The following is a 13,794-nucleotide window of genomic DNA, read 5'->3' as shown; positions in this document are numbered from 1 at the left end:
TGGCGCTACAGCGTGTTGCCGACATGTGACATTCTGCGGGAACCGCGTTTGCCGCAGCCTCATGACCGGTATTCAGGTGGAGGCTGCGTTCCTGAAGACGGAGCGCCCGCCGCGACCGTCCGCGACCTCAAGGGGGTGGCATGTCCGCAGAACAGGGCAGCTCGAAGGTGCTCACGCTCACGAAGAGCGCGCCGAGCGCGCCGAGCGCACCCGACGCGCTCCGTCCGCAACCATCGACAGCCATCGACACCCGCACCTTGTCCCGTTCCCTGTTCCTGCGCCTGGCCGCGCTGGACGAGGACAGCCCGGAGCGCGCGTACGTACGTGACACGCTCATCGAGCTCAACCTGCCGCTGGTGCGGTACGCGGCGGCCCGCTTCCGCAGCCGCAACGAGCCGATGGAGGACATCATCCAGGTCGGCACCATCGGCCTGATCAAGGCGATCGACCGCTTCGACTGCGAACGCGGCGTGGAATTCCCGACGTTCGCGATGCCGACCGTCGTCGGCGAGATCAAGCGCTTCTTCCGCGACACCAGCTGGTCGGTGCGCGTGCCGCGACGGCTTCAGGAGCTGCGGCTCGCGCTCACCAAGGCCAGCGACGAACTGGCGCAGAAGCTGGACCGCTCGCCGACCGTGCCCGAACTCGCCGCCGTCCTGGGCGTGTCCGAGGAGGACGTGGTCGACGGCCTCGCGGTCGGCAACGCGTACACCGCCTCCTCGCTCGACTCCCCGGCGCCCGAGGACGACGGCGGCGAGGGCTCGCTCGCGGACCGGCTCGGATACGAGGACAGCGCGCTGGAAGGCGTGGAGTACCGCGAGTCACTGAAGCCGCTGCTCGCCAAACTCCCGCCCAGGGAACGGCAGATCATCATGCTCCGCTTCTTCGCGAACATGACGCAGTCGCAGATCGGCGAGGAGGTCGGCATCTCCCAGATGCACGTCTCACGCCTGCTCACGCGCACGCTCGCGCAGTTGCGGGAAGGGCTGATCCAGGACTGATCCAGGACTGAACAGAACCGTGAGGGTTCATATTTGACGGTGCGTCAGACAGACTGGCGCCCATGACACGAGCACGAGCCGGTATCGCTTGGGCACGCAGCCGCCGAGGCGCCGTGACGACGGCCTCGGCGGCTGTCGTGTGTCTGGCAACGCTGCTCGCCGCCTGCGGAGGGGATACCTCCGATGGCGACGACGGATACGTGGCGCTCGGTGCCGTGGGCGCCTCACCCGACAGAAGCCCGGGCCGTACGGTCGCCCCCACCGGCGATGTGCGGATGGTGCCGCTGGACGGGGCGGGTGGGCGCGGACAAGGCTCCGAGTCCGGTGGCGGTGCGGCTCCCGGCGGTACGGAGAGCAGCGCACCCGAGGCGGCCACCTCCGGCGACCTCGCGAACCCGAACCCGGCCCCGACCCCGGACCACTCAGCCCCGACCCCGGCCGACGGCGACACCCCGGCCCCGGGAGCAGGCGGTTCGACCGACCCCGAGCCCCCCGCCGAGGAGCCCGAGTCGTCGTCGCCCGCAGGCCCCGCCGTACTCGAAACCGGCGAGCCCGTACGCAAGGCGCTGGCGGACCGGTGGTGCGAGAAGGTGACCGTGGAGTTCCACAACTCCGGTGGCACACCGGTGCGTTCGGGGACCGTCACCTTCGGTACACACGTCATCGGCGGGCTCGGCGTGGACTGGGCCACGATCGAGTCGGAGCGGAAGCTTCCGGGGCCGATCGGGCCGGGTGAGTCCGTCACCGAGTCCTGGAGGCTCTGCGTGGACGCCTGGCGCGTACCGCTCGGCATGCACATCGAGACCCAGGACGTCTCGGTGAAGTGGAAGTAGGAGCGGGACCAGGACCGGAAGCAGGACCAGGACCGGAAGCAGGACCAGGACCAGGACCAGGACTGGGACACGGACCAGGAGCAGTACCAGTACCAGTACCAGCGCCAGGAGCAGCGACCGTAAGAACGGCCAGAAGACCGGTCAGAAGACCGGTCAGAAGATCGTCCAGGGCTGGTTCGGCAGCGACAGGACCGCGAACGCCAGGACCAGCACGACGATGCCGCCGATGACCGCGACCTTCTTGCCGGTCGACCAGCCGCCGCGGGCCGCCTGCGGGGCCCTCTGCTCGCCCTCCTCGACGAAGGCGCGGAACATCTGAGTGCTGCCCGCGGGGTCGTTGCCGCCCTGGGGGCCCTGCGGGGCGTGGGGGTTGTGTGCCATGGGGCAGGACCCTAGCGAATCCGGGGTTCCGGCCCAAGCCCCGGGTGACTCTCAGTCGCCATCACGTACGCCTCGTCCCTTTGCCTGAGCATTGCCAGGTTTTTAGCGGCAAAACCCCCCTTTCAATTTGCCTTCGGCAACCAACTGCTTCTATCGTTGCTCTAAGCAACAAAAAGTGGAGGGTGGTCATGGCCGCACAGCCTCGGTACGAGGACCTCGGTCGCCAGCTGAGCGCCATCGGCGCCGTCAAACGCGAACTCGCCCGGTCCCTTCCGGTCGAGTGCCCGGCCGGATCGGCGGCGGTCCTCGCCCTCCTCGGCAAATACGGCGAGATGCGGATGAGCCGGCTCGCGGAGCTGCTCGCTGTCGACATGTCGGTGACGAGTCGCCATGTCGCGCACGTCGCGGACCGCGGCTGGATCGAGCGGTCCCCCGACCCCGACGACCGGCGCTCCCGCATCCTGCACCTCACGCCCGAGGGGTCGGACATGCTCCGCACGCTCTCCGAGCGCCACACGGCAGCACTCGCCCACTACCTGCGGGACTGGTCCGACGACGACGTGGACCAGCTCAGCGCCCTGCTCACCAAGCTGCGCAACAGCTTCGGCGACTGCCGGCCGGCCCGCTCCCACACTTCGCCCACCCGTACACCCGCGTAGAAGTAACCCGCGCAAGAAGTAACCCGCGCAAGAAGTAAGAGCCCGCGTAAGAAGTAAGAGGAGAAGGAACTCCATGGCAACGACCACACCGGCCGGTGTGCGGGGCAGCCATGCCAAGCATGGCGGCCACGGCGGGCAGGCAGGTCACAGCGATGCCTCGCCCATGACGCACCGGCAGATCATGGAGGCACTGTCGGGCCTGCTGCTCGGCATGTTCGTCGCGATCCTGTCGTCGACGATCGTCTCCAACGCGCTGCCCGAGATCATCTCCGACCTCGGCGGCGGCCAGTCCGCGTACACCTGGGTTGTCACGGCCTCGCTGCTCGCGATGACCGCGACGACCCCGCTGTGGGGCAAGCTCGCCGACCTGTTCAGCAAGAAGCTGCTTGTCCAGATATCGCTCGTCATCTTCATGGCGGGCTCGATCGTGGCCGGCCTGTCGCAGGACCCGGGCATGCTGATCGCCTGCCGGGTCGTGCAGGGCATCGGCGTCGGCGGTCTCTCCGCCCTCGCGCAGATCGTGATGGCCGCGATGATCTCCCCGCGCGAGCGCGGCCGCTACAGCGGCTACCTCGGCGCCACCTTCGCCGTCGCCACGGTCGGCGGCCCGCTGCTCGGCGGTGTCATCACCGACCACTGGGGCTGGCGCTGGTGCTTCTACGTCGGCGTGCCCTTCGCCGTCGTAGCGCTGATCGTGCTGCAGAAGACCCTGAAGCTCCCCATCGTGAAGCGGGACGTGAAGGTCGACTGGGGCGGTGCCTTCTTCATCTCGGCGGCCGTCTCGCTGCTCCTGGTCTGGGTGACCTTCGCCGGCGACAAGTACGACTGGGTGTCCTGGCAGTCGTACGCGATGGTCGGTGGCTCGGTGCTGCTCGCGCTGATCTTCGTCTTCATCGAGAGCAAGGCGCGCGAGCCGATCATTCCGCTGCGGCTCTTCCGCAACAAGACGATCACCCTGGCCTCGCTCGCCTCGCTCTTCGTGGGCATCGCGATGTTCAGCGGCACCGTGTTCTTCAGCCAGTACTTCCAGCTGGCCCGCGGTGAGTCGCCGACGATGTCCGGCGTCCTGACGATCCCGATGATCGGCGGCCTGTTCGTCTCGTCCACCGTCTCCGGGCAGATCATCACCAAGACCGGCAAGTGGAAGGCATGGCTGGTCAGCGGCGGTGCCCTGGTGACGGCGGGCATGGGCCTGCTCGGCACGATGCGGTACGACACCGAGTACTGGCACATCGCGATCTTCATGGCCCTGATGGGTCTCGGCATCGGCATGATGATGCAGAACCTCGTGCTCTGCACCCAGAACCAGGTCGACCCGAAGGACCTCGGCGCGGCCAGCTCGGTCGTCACCTTCTTCCGGTCCCTCGGCGGCGCGTTGGGCGTCTCCGCGCTCGGCGCCGTGATGGGCTCCCGCGTCACCGACTACGTCAAGGACGGCATCGCCGAACTCGGCCCGAAGGCCGCAGGCCTGGCCGGACACGGTGGCACCGGCGGCGGCTCCATCCCGGACCTGGACCAGCTGCCGGCTCCGATCCGCACCGTGATGGAGAGCGCGTACGGACACGGCGTCGCCGACATCTTCCTGTACGCGGCGCCCGCGGCGTTCCTGGCCTTCCTGCTGACCCTGTTCATCAAGGAGGTCCCGCTGAAGACCGGTGCCGCGACGGCGAAGGCGGTCACGACCGAGCCCCCGTCGTCCTCCGAAACCTCCAAAACCTCCGAGCCCGCCACCACTGTGGCCTCGGCTCCGACCCCGCAGCCCGAGGAGGCGCAGACGATCGTGCAGAGTACGTCCGGCCAGCCCGGCCAGCCCGGCCAGCCCGGCATCGAGGTGCGCGGCATCGAGGTGCGCGGCATCGTCCGCGGCGGCGACGGCGCCGGGGTCCCCCGGGCCGCGGTCACGCTGATCTCGCTCGGCGGCCGTCAGCTGGGCCGCACCATCGCCCAGCAGGACGGCGGCTACGTCCTCGACGCGCCCGGCGCCGGTTCGTACGTCCTGATCGCCTCGGCGGACGGGTTCCAGCCGCAGGCCTCCACCGTCGTCGTCGGCGCCGAGCCGCTCGCGTACGACGTGCAGCTCAGCGGCACCAGCGGGCTCGCCGGTGTGGTGCGGACGGCGGACGGGGCGAAGCCCGTGGTCGGCGCGATGGTCGTCGTGACCGATGTGCGCGGCGACGTGCTGGCCACCGGGCAGTCCGGTGAGCAGGGCGAGTTCGGCTTCGGCGAGCTGGTCCCGGGCCCCGTCACCCTGGCCGTGAACGCCGAGGGCCACCGGCCGCTCGCGCTCCCCGTCGACGTGGCGGGCCAGGGCGTCACCCGCGTCGAGGTGGCCCTGCAGGCCGGGGCGCGGGTGCAGGGCACCGTGCTCGCGGCGGGCGGACCGCTGCGGGACGCGCGGGTCACGCTGGTCGACGCGGCCGGGAACGTGGTCGCGACGTCGACGACCGGGGAGGACGGCGCGTACGCCTTCACCGACCTGGACAGCGGCGAGTACACGGTCATGGCGAGCGGCTACCCGCCGGCGGCCATGGCGCTGACGGTCAGCGGCAGCGGCGCGGACGGTCACGACATCGAACTCGCCCACCCCGAGGCGTAGTTCACGACTCCGGTCGCCGTGTCCGTTTCGAGCGGAGGCGGGCACGGCGACCGGCGGGAAAAGGGGCCCGGCGGGCAGGGGACGGCCCGCCGGGCCCCGCATTTTTTGAGCAGCCCCGCATTTTTGAGCAAGCGAGGAGTGGAACGTGGGACTCAGCGCACGGATTCGTACGCGCGACGGGTGGGCCGTGCAGCACGCCGTCGTCACCCTGACCGATATGCGCGGCACGCAGGTGCTGCGCGCCGAGGCGGACGAGGAGGGCGTCGTACGCGGCGACTCGCTCGCGCCCGGCCCCTACACGGCGATCGTCACCGCCGTCGGCTACGCCCCCGCGGCCGCCACCGCGCTGGTCTCGGCGAGCGGCCGGGCCGACCTCGGCACGGTGACACTGACCCGGCAGGGCGGTGCGGAACTGCCGCCTCCGGGCGTGTGGACGCTGGACCCGGCGCACTCCTCGGTGGGCGCGGTCGCCCGGCACCTGGGGATCTCCAGCGTGCACGGCCGGTTCACCGAGTTCGGCGGCCGGATCGAGATCGCCGAGGACCCCCTCGCCTCGCGCGTGGACGCGGTGATCAGCTCGGCGTCGGTGGACACGGGCAACGGGATGCGCGACAAGCACCTGGTCTCGCCGGACTTCCTGGACGTGGAGCGGTACCCGGAGATCCGGTACAGCAGTACGTCGGTGTCCGCCGCGGGGCCCGACCGCTGGACCGTGCACGGCGAGCTGTCGCTGCACGGCGTGGTCCGCCCGGTCGACCTGGAGCTGGCCTACCTCGGCACCGGGCCCGACCCGTGGGGCGGACTGCGGGCGGCCTTCCACGCGACGGCCGAGCTGCGCCGGGAGGACTTCGCGATGAACTACAACCAGGTCGTGCAGGCGGGAATCTCGGCGATCGGGGCGACGCTGCGGGTCGAGCTGGACATCCAGGCGGTGCAGGGGGAGTCGCTGCCGGGGGCGGGGTAGGGGCTGCTGCGCGGCGCCCTGCGAGGGGCGCGGGGCTGTGACATGTGCGGCCTGGAAGGCGCCCAGTGCCTCGCCGAGGTACCGCTCGCCGTACGGCTATGTCCGGCGCGTGAGGTCGTAGAGCGTCGTGCCGTCGACGGTGACCTTCTGGAAGTGCTCCGTGACCCAGGCGGTGAGGGCCGAGCTGCCGGTCCCGCCGGGGCCGCCACCCCTGCCCTGCTCGCCGCCGATGAAGTAGTGGATCCTCCCGTCGGCCACGTACTGCTTGAACTGCGCGAGCGTCGGGGACGGGTCGCTGCCGTCGAAGCCGCCGATGGCCATCACCGGTTCCTCGGTGGCGAGTTGGTAGCCTGCGGCGTTCTGCGCGCCGACGGTGGCGGCAACCCAGGTGTACGCGCCGGAGCCCTGCTCCAGCTTCGCCCGCACCTCGCCGCTGACGGTGGCGCCGTTGAGGAGGCCGCCCATGCCGCCGCCTCCGGCTCCGCCGGGACGCTCGCCGAACCCGCCACCGAATCCACCGCTGAACCTGCCCTCGCGACGCGGCATCCCGCCGGGGAAGCCCCCCACCGGGCAAGCCCCCGCCGCCGGACACCACCGGGCCCGCCGTGACGATCGAGCCCGTGTGGCCCTCGCCGAGCGTCGTGACGGTGTACGCGGCCGGACCCGCGAGCCCCGCCACCAGCCCCAACCCGGCCGCCGCGAGCCCCAGTCGACGCCCGAGCCGGGCCCCGAACAGCAGCCCGAGCGCCGCCACGAGCCCACCGCCGAGCACCGCCCAGCGCAGCCACGGCACGTACCCGGAAGAGCGACCGAGCAGGACGTACGACCAGTACCCGGTGACCGCGACCGTGCCCGCGAGCACGGCCGCGGCGAGGAAGCGGCCGCGCTCCTCCCACAGCACGGCGGCGCCCATGCCGACGAGGGCCGCGAGGTACGGGGGCGGAGCCGAGGCCCGCTTCGGCTCCGGCGGCCGGTCATGCCGCGGCCGCCTCCGCGGGCTTGATCAGATAGCCGGCGCCGCGCCGCGTGTGGATCATCGGCGACCGCCCGGCGTCGATCTTCCGCCGCAGGTACGAGATGTACAGCTCGACTACGTTGGCCTGGCCCCCGAAGTCGTAGCTCCACACCCGGTCCAGGATCTGCGCCTTGCTGAGCACCCGCCGCGGGTTCCGCATCAGATAGCGCAGCAGCTCGAACTCGGTGGCCGTGAGGTGGATCGAGTCGCCGCCGCGCGCGACCTCGTGGCTGTCCTCGTCGAGGGTCAGGTCGCCGACCGCGAGCACGGACTCGCTGCGCCGCGCCGCCGCCCCCGACCGGCGGATCAGCCCGCGCAGCCGGGCCACGACCTCCTCCAGGCTGAACGGCTTCGTCACATAGTCGTCGCCGCCCGCGGTGAGCCCCGCGATCCGGTCCTCCACCGCGTCCTTGACGGTGAGGAACAGCACGGGCACGTCCGGCAGCTCACGCCGCAGCCGGCCGAGGACGGTGAGCCCGTGCATGTCGGGCAGCATCACGTCGAGCACGACGGCGTCGGGCCGGAACGCCCGCGCCGCCGCCACCGCCCCCGCGCCGTCGGCAGCGGTGCGGATCTCCCAGCCCTCGTAGCGCAGCGCCATGGACAGCAGCTCGGTCAGGGACGACTCGTCGTCGACGACAAGCACGCGCACGGGGCTGCCGTCGGGCCTGAGCAGTTCGGTGTGCGGTTCGGTACGCGGTTCGGTACGCGGTTCGGAGCTCGTGGTCATACGCGCCACCCTGACCGCGCCCTCTGAGAACCCTCTTTCTCGAACCTGTGAATTTCCTGAGAAACAAGCCCGCCCGACAAGCCCGCCCGACGAGCCCGCCCGGCTCTGCTCACCCGCCGAACAGCGCCGCCCCGTTGTCATGGCACACGGCCCGCAGCCAGCCGTCCCCGAGCCCGAGCCGTTCGAGGGCGTGGAGCTGGTGGACGTACGGATAGGGGATGTTGGGGAAGTCCGTGCCGAGCAGGATCCGGTCCTCCAGGTCCGCGAGCCGGGACCGCTCCGCGGCGGGGAAGGGGCTGAGCCGCTCGCTGAAGTCCGTGAACGCCATCGTCGTGTCCAGCCGCACCTCCGCGTACCGCTCGGCCAGGTCCAGGAAGTCCGCGTACTCCGGCATGCCCATGTGGGCCACGATCAGCCGCAGCCGCGGATGGCGGGCGAGCACCCGCGCGACCGGCTCTGGCCCGGTGTACTTGCCCGGCTGCGGCCCCGATCCGCAGTGCATCACCACGGGCGTGCCGGACTCGGCGAGCAGCCCCCACACCGGGTCGAGCCGCGCGTCCGCCGGGTCGTAACCCCCCACCTGCACATGGGACTTGAAGACCCGCGCCCCCGCCTCGACGGCCTCGCGCGCATACGTCTCCACACCGTCCTCGGGGAACAGCGTCGCCGTGTGCAGAACGTCCGGTGTGCGACCCGCGAACTCGGCGGCCCAGCCGTTCAGCCATGCCGCCATGCCGGGCTTGTGCGGATAGAGCATCGCGGTGAACGCCCGCACCCCGAACTCCCGCAGCAACGCGAGCCGTTCCGCTTCCTCTCTCCGGTACGCGATGGGCCACTCCATCCCGGTGAGCGGCCCGACCCCGTCGAAGTACGCCCACACCTTGCGCAGCACCTGCTCCGGCATGAAGTGCGTGTGGACGTCGACGAGCCCGGGCACCCCGAGCCGCCGCCAGAACGCCCGCACCTCGTCCCGCTCAGCGCTCGCGGCGGCCCTGCTGCCGGTCCCGCTGCCGTCCCCGCTGCCGGTCCCACTGCTGCTCTCGCTACTGCTCCCGCACAAAGGCGTAACTCCTCTCCACCTTGCTGATGTGCACCGCATAGCCCTCGTACCACTGATCCCGGCCGCGCTCCTGCGCCGCCCGATGCTCCACCTGCGAACGCCACGCCTCGATCGCGCCCGCGCTGTCGAAGTAACCGACGGTGATGCCGAGCCCGCCCGGCGTACGCGCGGACTCCACCCCGAGAAACCCGGGCACCTCCCGCACCAACTCCTCCATCCGCCGGGCCACTTCGCCGTACCCGTGATCCCCTTGCGTGCGCAGCGACGTGAAGATCACGGCGTAGTACGGCGGCTCGAACGGCTGCAACGGCAAGGGCAACGGCGGCGGCGACGGCAACGGCGGCTGCAACGGCCCTCCGGGCTCGGAACCCAACCCATCGGAACCCGCATCAGTGGTCATGCCACCTACTGTCGACACCGCCTCTCGATCTGTCCACGGGCAGGCCGTGTTCGCGGGCTCACACCGCGGGCCCTCAGAACAGCCCACCCTGCACTCCCCCGCGCTCCCCGTCCCGCCCGCCCAACGGCTCCACGGGAACGCTCACCCCTACCCGCTCCGCGTCCCCCGCGACGAGCCGCCAGCCGCTCAACAGCCGCCCGTCCACGACCAGCGGCCCGCCCCCGTCCCGCGGCCGCAGACACAGATCGGGCCCGGCCGCGGCGACGAGCCGCCCGGCGACCCCACCCCCGTCGGCCAACTCCCGCACGACCCGCGCCCCGGAGCCCTCGCCCATCCCGCCGAGCCCGAACACCTCTGTGTGGTCGACCGGTTCGAACCCCACCCGCTCCAGGGACTCCGGCCAGCCGGCGAGCGCCACCGCCCGCGCGTGACAGTCCCGCAGCTCTGCGACGCGCGCCTCCAACGGCGGCAGCGCGAACCGGGCGGCCCGCTTGCGCGCGTACGGAATCCGGTCGGGCACCTTGAGCGCCGTCCCCAGCAGGTCCTCCGCCCGCCGCGCCGCCATCAACGGCCCCCGCCCCAGCCACGCGAAGGCCACCGCCCCCTGCTCCTGCAACCGGACCGGCCCCCGCCGCACCCCCGTGATCCCCACCTTCAGCAGTCCGGGCCCGAACCACGCCAGATACACGGCGTACGGCCGCTGATCCCCGGCGTGGGTGTCCGCCGCGACGGAGAACGACCGGTCGACCCGCGCACACTCCGCACACTGGTCCCGCGTCCCCCGCCCCGGCAACCCGGCCCCGGTCGGACACGGCGTGCGCCGCCCCGCTCTCCACACCCCGACACAGCGCCGCTCCCCCCGCACCACGAACGCCAACTCCTGCCCGAACGCGAGCACACTCCCCCGCTCACCCCGGCCGTCCCCGACCCACCGCAGCTCCACCCGCCCCGCACCCCACCGAACCCCCGCACACCACCACGCCATACCCCCAGCATGCTCCCCACCACTGACAACCCGACCACTGTCCACAGGCACGACAAAAGAGGCCCCGGACTCTCGTCCGGGGCCTCTCAGGCTGTGCACTCGGCAGGATTCGAACCTGCAACCTTCTGATCCGTAGGCGGGTGCGCCGTCGTTTGGGATCACTTGAACGTCACGTACGGCGGGCACGCCACCAGCCGTGGAACGGCCGCCAAGGTCGCCGCTGTGCGTCGTTGTACGCCTGTGTTGATGTCAGCAGTTGATGTCAGCGGCGGGCTTGCAGCACCCCGCTACTACCGCAGATGAAGCCCAACCTGGAGGCTGTGTGAAGCTGGTCCAATACGCTGGTACGCGCCACCTCAGGACGGAGAGTGCCCCTCGGATGGGACCGAACTCGACAACCGCCTACGAGACGATCCTCGCGCGCATCGCTTCAGGCGAATACGCCCCGGGCGAGAAGATCCCGTCGGAGCGCACGCTTGAAGATGATCCCGGCATTCCTGTCCGCCGTACGGCGCTGCGGCAGGTGCTGGCGCGACTCGTGTCCGAGGGTGCCCTAGAGGTCTTCGGGCGGAGTTCCTACCGGGTGCCCGGAGGTGTGAGCGTCACCGAGCCCGAGGGGCTGGAACCCTGGCGTATCCACGGCGAGCGCGACCTGTACGACAACCGCTGGGTCAAGCTTCAGCTCTGGGACGTGGAGCCGCCCGGCATGGAGCGCTTCGAGCACCACGTCGTGAAACTGCACCACGTCGCCGTCACCGCCGTTCTGGATGATCAGGACCGGGTGTTGATGATGTGGCGGTACCGCTTCGTACCGCAGCAGTTCGGATGGGAGCTTCCGGGCGGGATCGTCGACGAGGGCGAGGACGCTGCGGACACCGCCGTGCGCGAGGTCGTCGAGGAGACGGGATGGCGCCCGAAGTCGGTGGAGCGCATCGCTTCGTATCAGCCCATGGTCGGCATGGTCGACTCGCCTCACGACATCTTTGTCGCGCACGGAGCTGAACAGGTCGGCGAACCGACCGACCTGGAGGAAGCCGGGCACATCGAGTGGGTGCCGCTGGCCGACATCTCCGCCCTGATGGCCCGTGGTCAGTTGCTGGGCTCGGGCACCCTCGTCGCCCTGCTCCACATCCTGGCGAACCGCGGCAAGCCGGGGCTCACAGCTTCGAGCTGAGCATGTCGACCCGACGGCGCTGCCGCACCGAGCCGGTGCGGCTCGCCAGGAGCTTCGCCTGGCGCAGGTGGGTCTGGGCGTCGTCGTATTCCTCTCGCACCAGGTGCGCTTGCGCGAGGTCCGCGTGAAGGCCGCCCGTCGCGCGGACGAACGTCGGGTCGACCACGTCCAGCGCGCTGTAGAGGCTGGTCACGGCATCGCCATCGCCGAGCAGCGCGAGGACGTTTCCGCGCCACCGGCTGAGGTGCGCGTCGTTCAGGAAGATGCTGAGCATGTCGGGGTCGCGGTCCTCGGGCCCCGCCGGGATGGCCGACTCCGCTGCTTCAAGCGCGCGATGGCAGTCGTCGGCCAGGCCAACATGGGCGCACAGCTCGGCCTCGGCGGAGTGGAGCCATGCACGAAGGCGCGGCGACCCGGCCGAGCCAAGTGAGCGCTGCGCCTCCCGAACCAACTCCAACCCGAGTGCCGGCCGCCCGGCCTCGCTGAGCACGTACGCCTGTTCCGCCTTCGCGTGAGCCAGGTACATCGGGGCTTCGGCATCGTGAGCAGCGCGCTTCGCCAACTCGTAGTGCTGCCACGCGCGTTCGATGGCCCCCGAATCGATCGCCTGCCACGCGGCGAGCGTTGAAGCCCCGGCCAACGCCAGGGCGACGGGCCTACGGGCATCAGGGAGAACCGCGAAGTTAAGCGCCTCTTCCAGGTCACCCAAGTGCGCCGTCATGCGGTCGACGAGCCGCGCCGCGCCCCTGCTCCGATCCATCTTCCGCAGGAGTTCCGTCTGGTCGTTGAACGCATCGACCATGTCCGCGCTGACGCTTCTGGCGGAGTCGATACGGCTCAGGAGTTCGTCGTATCCGTCCGCCATCGGCAACGCGGGCACCACGGCCTCGCGCCCCCGTAGCTCCGCATCCGTGGAGCCGAGCAGCGGGCGGAGGATCGCCGCGTAGCGGTCCGAGATGGTGCGCTTGCCGTTCTCCCACTCGGAGACGTACACGCGCAAACTCGCGGTCGATGCAACGTCGGTGACGTGCTGTCGGGCGTACTGCTCGATCTCATGAATCAGCCGCTCCTGCGACCAGCCGCGCGCCCTGCGCGCATCTCGTAGTCCCGAACTCACAGGCCACCGCCCGGCGATAGGTCCACTCGCTGACTTACCCAGCATGCCTCACATCCCCGCAGGTCAACAGCCCTTAACCCAGCTGGCGTTAAGGGCTGTTGGCTTTCGGGACCCATGCCCGCAGAGGTCTTCTGGATGTGCGCCGAGGCGAGCGGTCACCACTCGAATCGACGAGACCGCTTGACTCTGGTGCGCACCAGATGCCAACCTACTGGTGCGCACCAGGTGAGGTGCCTACCTCAGCTCGGTGCAACCACGCTGCGGGTCCCTCGAATCGAGATCCCCGTGGCGCACACAACTCCACAGAGGACGGGGCTGAAGGCGAAAGCCGAGCGATGAGCCCTCCGGCAGGACCAGGGAGACGGACGGTCCTAAGGCCGCGCACCTACAGGGAGCGATCCCACCCAACTGCGCTAACCACGAGCCGCCGAGAACGCAGACGCACCACAGAACGACTCAAGGAGCCGCCGTACGGGATGGCTCCTGCCCACCACCCGGTGGGTTCACCTCGGCGTGACCGCCGCGCCGGGATGTTCGTACCGGGAGGAACACCATGGCCCTGTCCAAGAAGACGAAGGACCGCCTGGAGAACATGAGCAAGCAGGAGCTTTCGCAGGTCAGCGAGCTTGCTACCAGCACCAAGTGCAGTACGGACCCGCTGGACCCGGTCTACCGGGAGGCCGACGACGCGCACCGCTACGCGGTGGACCTTGAGCGCCAGATGGCGTATGGGCGGCACCCGCAGGGCCGCACCAGCTGAGCCCCGATCAACTTCTGACCGGGGGCCGTCCCACACCCGTCCCCTTCACCAACGGCGAGCGCCCCCGGAGTTGCAGCTCCGGAGGCGCGGTAGGGCCGTTGCTCGCTTGCTAGGGAGAA

The 13,794-nt window shown here is 70.5% G+C and carries 13 protein-coding genes and 1 pseudogene; 7 read left to right on the top strand and 7 right to left on the bottom strand.

What is annotated here, in order from left to right:
• The first annotated feature begins 140 nt into the window (after positions 1 to 140).
• The gene (locus QIS99_RS21070; RefSeq protein ID WP_282515130.1) at positions 141 to 1,001 is read left to right on the top strand and encodes an RNA polymerase sigma factor SigF; all 861 of its coding nucleotides are present in this window, start codon (positions 141 to 143) and stop codon (positions 999 to 1,001) included.
• 62 nt (positions 1,002 to 1,063) lie between these two features.
• Complete coding sequence (locus tag QIS99_RS21065; RefSeq protein ID WP_282515129.1) at positions 1,064 to 1,834, top strand: hypothetical protein; 771 nt, start codon at positions 1,064 to 1,066, stop codon at positions 1,832 to 1,834.
• Positions 1,835 to 1,987: 153 nt separating this feature from the next.
• Here QIS99_RS21065 and QIS99_RS21060 read toward each other — a convergent pair whose 3' ends face one another.
• On the bottom strand, positions 1,988 to 2,215 hold the full coding sequence (locus QIS99_RS21060) for a hypothetical protein (RefSeq protein WP_282515128.1): 228 nt from the start codon (positions 2,213 to 2,215) through the stop codon (positions 1,988 to 1,990).
• A 188-nt stretch (positions 2,216 to 2,403) separates the two neighbouring features.
• Here QIS99_RS21060 and QIS99_RS21055 point away from each other — a divergent pair, with 188 nt between their 5' ends.
• The 3 genes from QIS99_RS21055 to QIS99_RS21045 all read left to right on the top strand — a co-directional run bounded on the left by QIS99_RS21055 (position 2,404) and on the right by QIS99_RS21045 (position 6,434).
• Positions 2,404 to 2,874 carry a MarR family winged helix-turn-helix transcriptional regulator gene (locus QIS99_RS21055; RefSeq protein WP_282515127.1) on the top strand — a complete coding sequence of 157 codons (471 nt, stop codon included), beginning with the start codon at positions 2,404 to 2,406 and terminating at the stop codon, positions 2,872 to 2,874.
• 73 nt (positions 2,875 to 2,947) lie between these two features.
• The gene (locus QIS99_RS21050) at positions 2,948 to 5,470 is read left to right on the top strand and encodes an MFS transporter (protein ID WP_282515126.1); all 2,523 of its coding nucleotides are present in this window, start codon (positions 2,948 to 2,950) and stop codon (positions 5,468 to 5,470) included.
• 145 nt (positions 5,471 to 5,615) lie between these two features.
• Positions 5,616 to 6,434: a YceI family protein gene (locus tag QIS99_RS21045; protein WP_282515125.1), complete on the top strand. Its 819-nt coding sequence runs from the start codon at positions 5,616 to 5,618 to the stop codon at positions 6,432 to 6,434.
• A 96-nt stretch (positions 6,435 to 6,530) separates the two neighbouring features.
• Here QIS99_RS21045 and QIS99_RS21040 read toward each other — a convergent pair.
• The 5 genes and pseudogenes from QIS99_RS21040 to QIS99_RS21020 all read right to left on the bottom strand — a co-directional run.
• Positions 6,531 to 7,371 (bottom strand): annotated as a pseudogene (locus QIS99_RS21040) (mannosyltransferase YkcB-related protein); the annotation flags it as partial.
• Positions 7,372 to 7,408: 37 nt separating this feature from the next.
• Positions 7,409 to 8,179, bottom strand: a complete 771-nt coding sequence (locus QIS99_RS21035; protein WP_282515124.1) for a response regulator transcription factor — start codon at positions 8,177 to 8,179, stop codon at positions 7,409 to 7,411.
• Positions 8,180 to 8,288: 109 nt separating this feature from the next.
• Positions 8,289 to 9,143 carry an amidohydrolase family protein gene (locus QIS99_RS21030; RefSeq protein ID WP_282515210.1) on the bottom strand — a complete coding sequence of 285 codons (855 nt, stop codon included), beginning with the start codon at positions 9,141 to 9,143 and terminating at the stop codon, positions 8,289 to 8,291.
• A 79-nt stretch (positions 9,144 to 9,222) separates the two neighbouring features.
• Positions 9,223 to 9,639: an antibiotic biosynthesis monooxygenase family protein gene (locus tag QIS99_RS21025; protein WP_282515123.1), complete on the bottom strand. Its 417-nt coding sequence runs from the start codon at positions 9,637 to 9,639 to the stop codon at positions 9,223 to 9,225.
• A 73-nt stretch (positions 9,640 to 9,712) separates the two neighbouring features.
• Complete coding sequence (locus tag QIS99_RS21020; RefSeq protein WP_282515122.1) at positions 9,713 to 10,624, bottom strand: DUF2797 domain-containing protein; 912 nt, start codon at positions 10,622 to 10,624, stop codon at positions 9,713 to 9,715.
• Positions 10,625 to 11,003: 379 nt separating this feature from the next.
• Here QIS99_RS21020 and QIS99_RS21015 point away from each other — a divergent pair, with 379 nt between their 5' ends.
• Positions 11,004 to 11,798, top strand: a complete 795-nt coding sequence (locus tag QIS99_RS21015) for an NUDIX domain-containing protein (protein ID WP_282515209.1) — start codon at positions 11,004 to 11,006, stop codon at positions 11,796 to 11,798.
• On the opposite strand, the gene QIS99_RS21010 is transcribed toward QIS99_RS21015, so the two are convergent.
• Positions 11,782 to 12,915 carry a helix-turn-helix domain-containing protein gene (locus tag QIS99_RS21010; protein ID WP_282515121.1) on the bottom strand — a complete coding sequence of 378 codons (1,134 nt, stop codon included), beginning with the start codon at positions 12,913 to 12,915 and terminating at the stop codon, positions 11,782 to 11,784. The genes QIS99_RS21015 and QIS99_RS21010 overlap by 17 nt on opposite strands.
• 553 nt (positions 12,916 to 13,468) lie before the next feature.
• On the opposite strand from QIS99_RS21010, the gene QIS99_RS21005 reads away from it, so the two are divergent.
• The gene (locus QIS99_RS21005; RefSeq protein ID WP_282515120.1) at positions 13,469 to 13,675 is read left to right on the top strand and encodes a hypothetical protein; all 207 of its coding nucleotides are present in this window, start codon (positions 13,469 to 13,471) and stop codon (positions 13,673 to 13,675) included.
• Positions 13,676 to 13,794: the final 119 nt, after the last annotated feature.

The organism is Streptomyces solicavernae, assembly GCF_029968095.1.
Classification (GTDB): Bacteria; Actinomycetota; Actinomycetes; order Streptomycetales; family Streptomycetaceae; genus Streptomyces; species Streptomyces solicavernae.
Note: the sequence above shows the minus strand (reverse complement) of the source record. Positions and strands in the feature narration are given on the sequence as shown.

Excerpts from the sequence above, each read along its gene's own strand:
- QIS99_RS21070 (WP_282515130.1), top strand. The coding sequence starts at position 141 with ATGTCCGCAGAACAGGGCAGCTCGAAGGTGCTCACGCTCACGAAGAGC.
- QIS99_RS21020 (WP_282515122.1), bottom strand. The coding sequence starts at position 10,624 with ATGGCGTGGTGGTGTGCGGGGGTTCGGTGGGGTGCGGGGCGGGTGGAG.
- QIS99_RS21035 (WP_282515124.1), bottom strand. The coding sequence starts at position 8,179 with ATGACCACGAGCTCCGAACCGCGTACCGAACCGCGTACCGAACCGCAC.
- QIS99_RS21060 (WP_282515128.1), bottom strand. The coding sequence starts at position 2,215 with ATGGCACACAACCCCCACGCCCCGCAGGGCCCCCAGGGCGGCAACGAC.
- QIS99_RS21015 (WP_282515209.1), top strand. The coding sequence starts at position 11,004 with ATGGGACCGAACTCGACAACCGCCTACGAGACGATCCTCGCGCGCATC.
- QIS99_RS21050 (WP_282515126.1), top strand. The coding sequence starts at position 2,948 with ATGGCAACGACCACACCGGCCGGTGTGCGGGGCAGCCATGCCAAGCAT.
- QIS99_RS21025 (WP_282515123.1), bottom strand. The coding sequence starts at position 9,639 with ATGACCACTGATGCGGGTTCCGATGGGTTGGGTTCCGAGCCCGGAGGG.
- QIS99_RS21065 (WP_282515129.1), top strand. The coding sequence starts at position 1,064 with ATGACACGAGCACGAGCCGGTATCGCTTGGGCACGCAGCCGCCGAGGC.
- QIS99_RS21005 (WP_282515120.1), top strand. The coding sequence starts at position 13,469 with ATGGCCCTGTCCAAGAAGACGAAGGACCGCCTGGAGAACATGAGCAAG.
- QIS99_RS21055 (WP_282515127.1), top strand. The coding sequence starts at position 2,404 with ATGGCCGCACAGCCTCGGTACGAGGACCTCGGTCGCCAGCTGAGCGCC.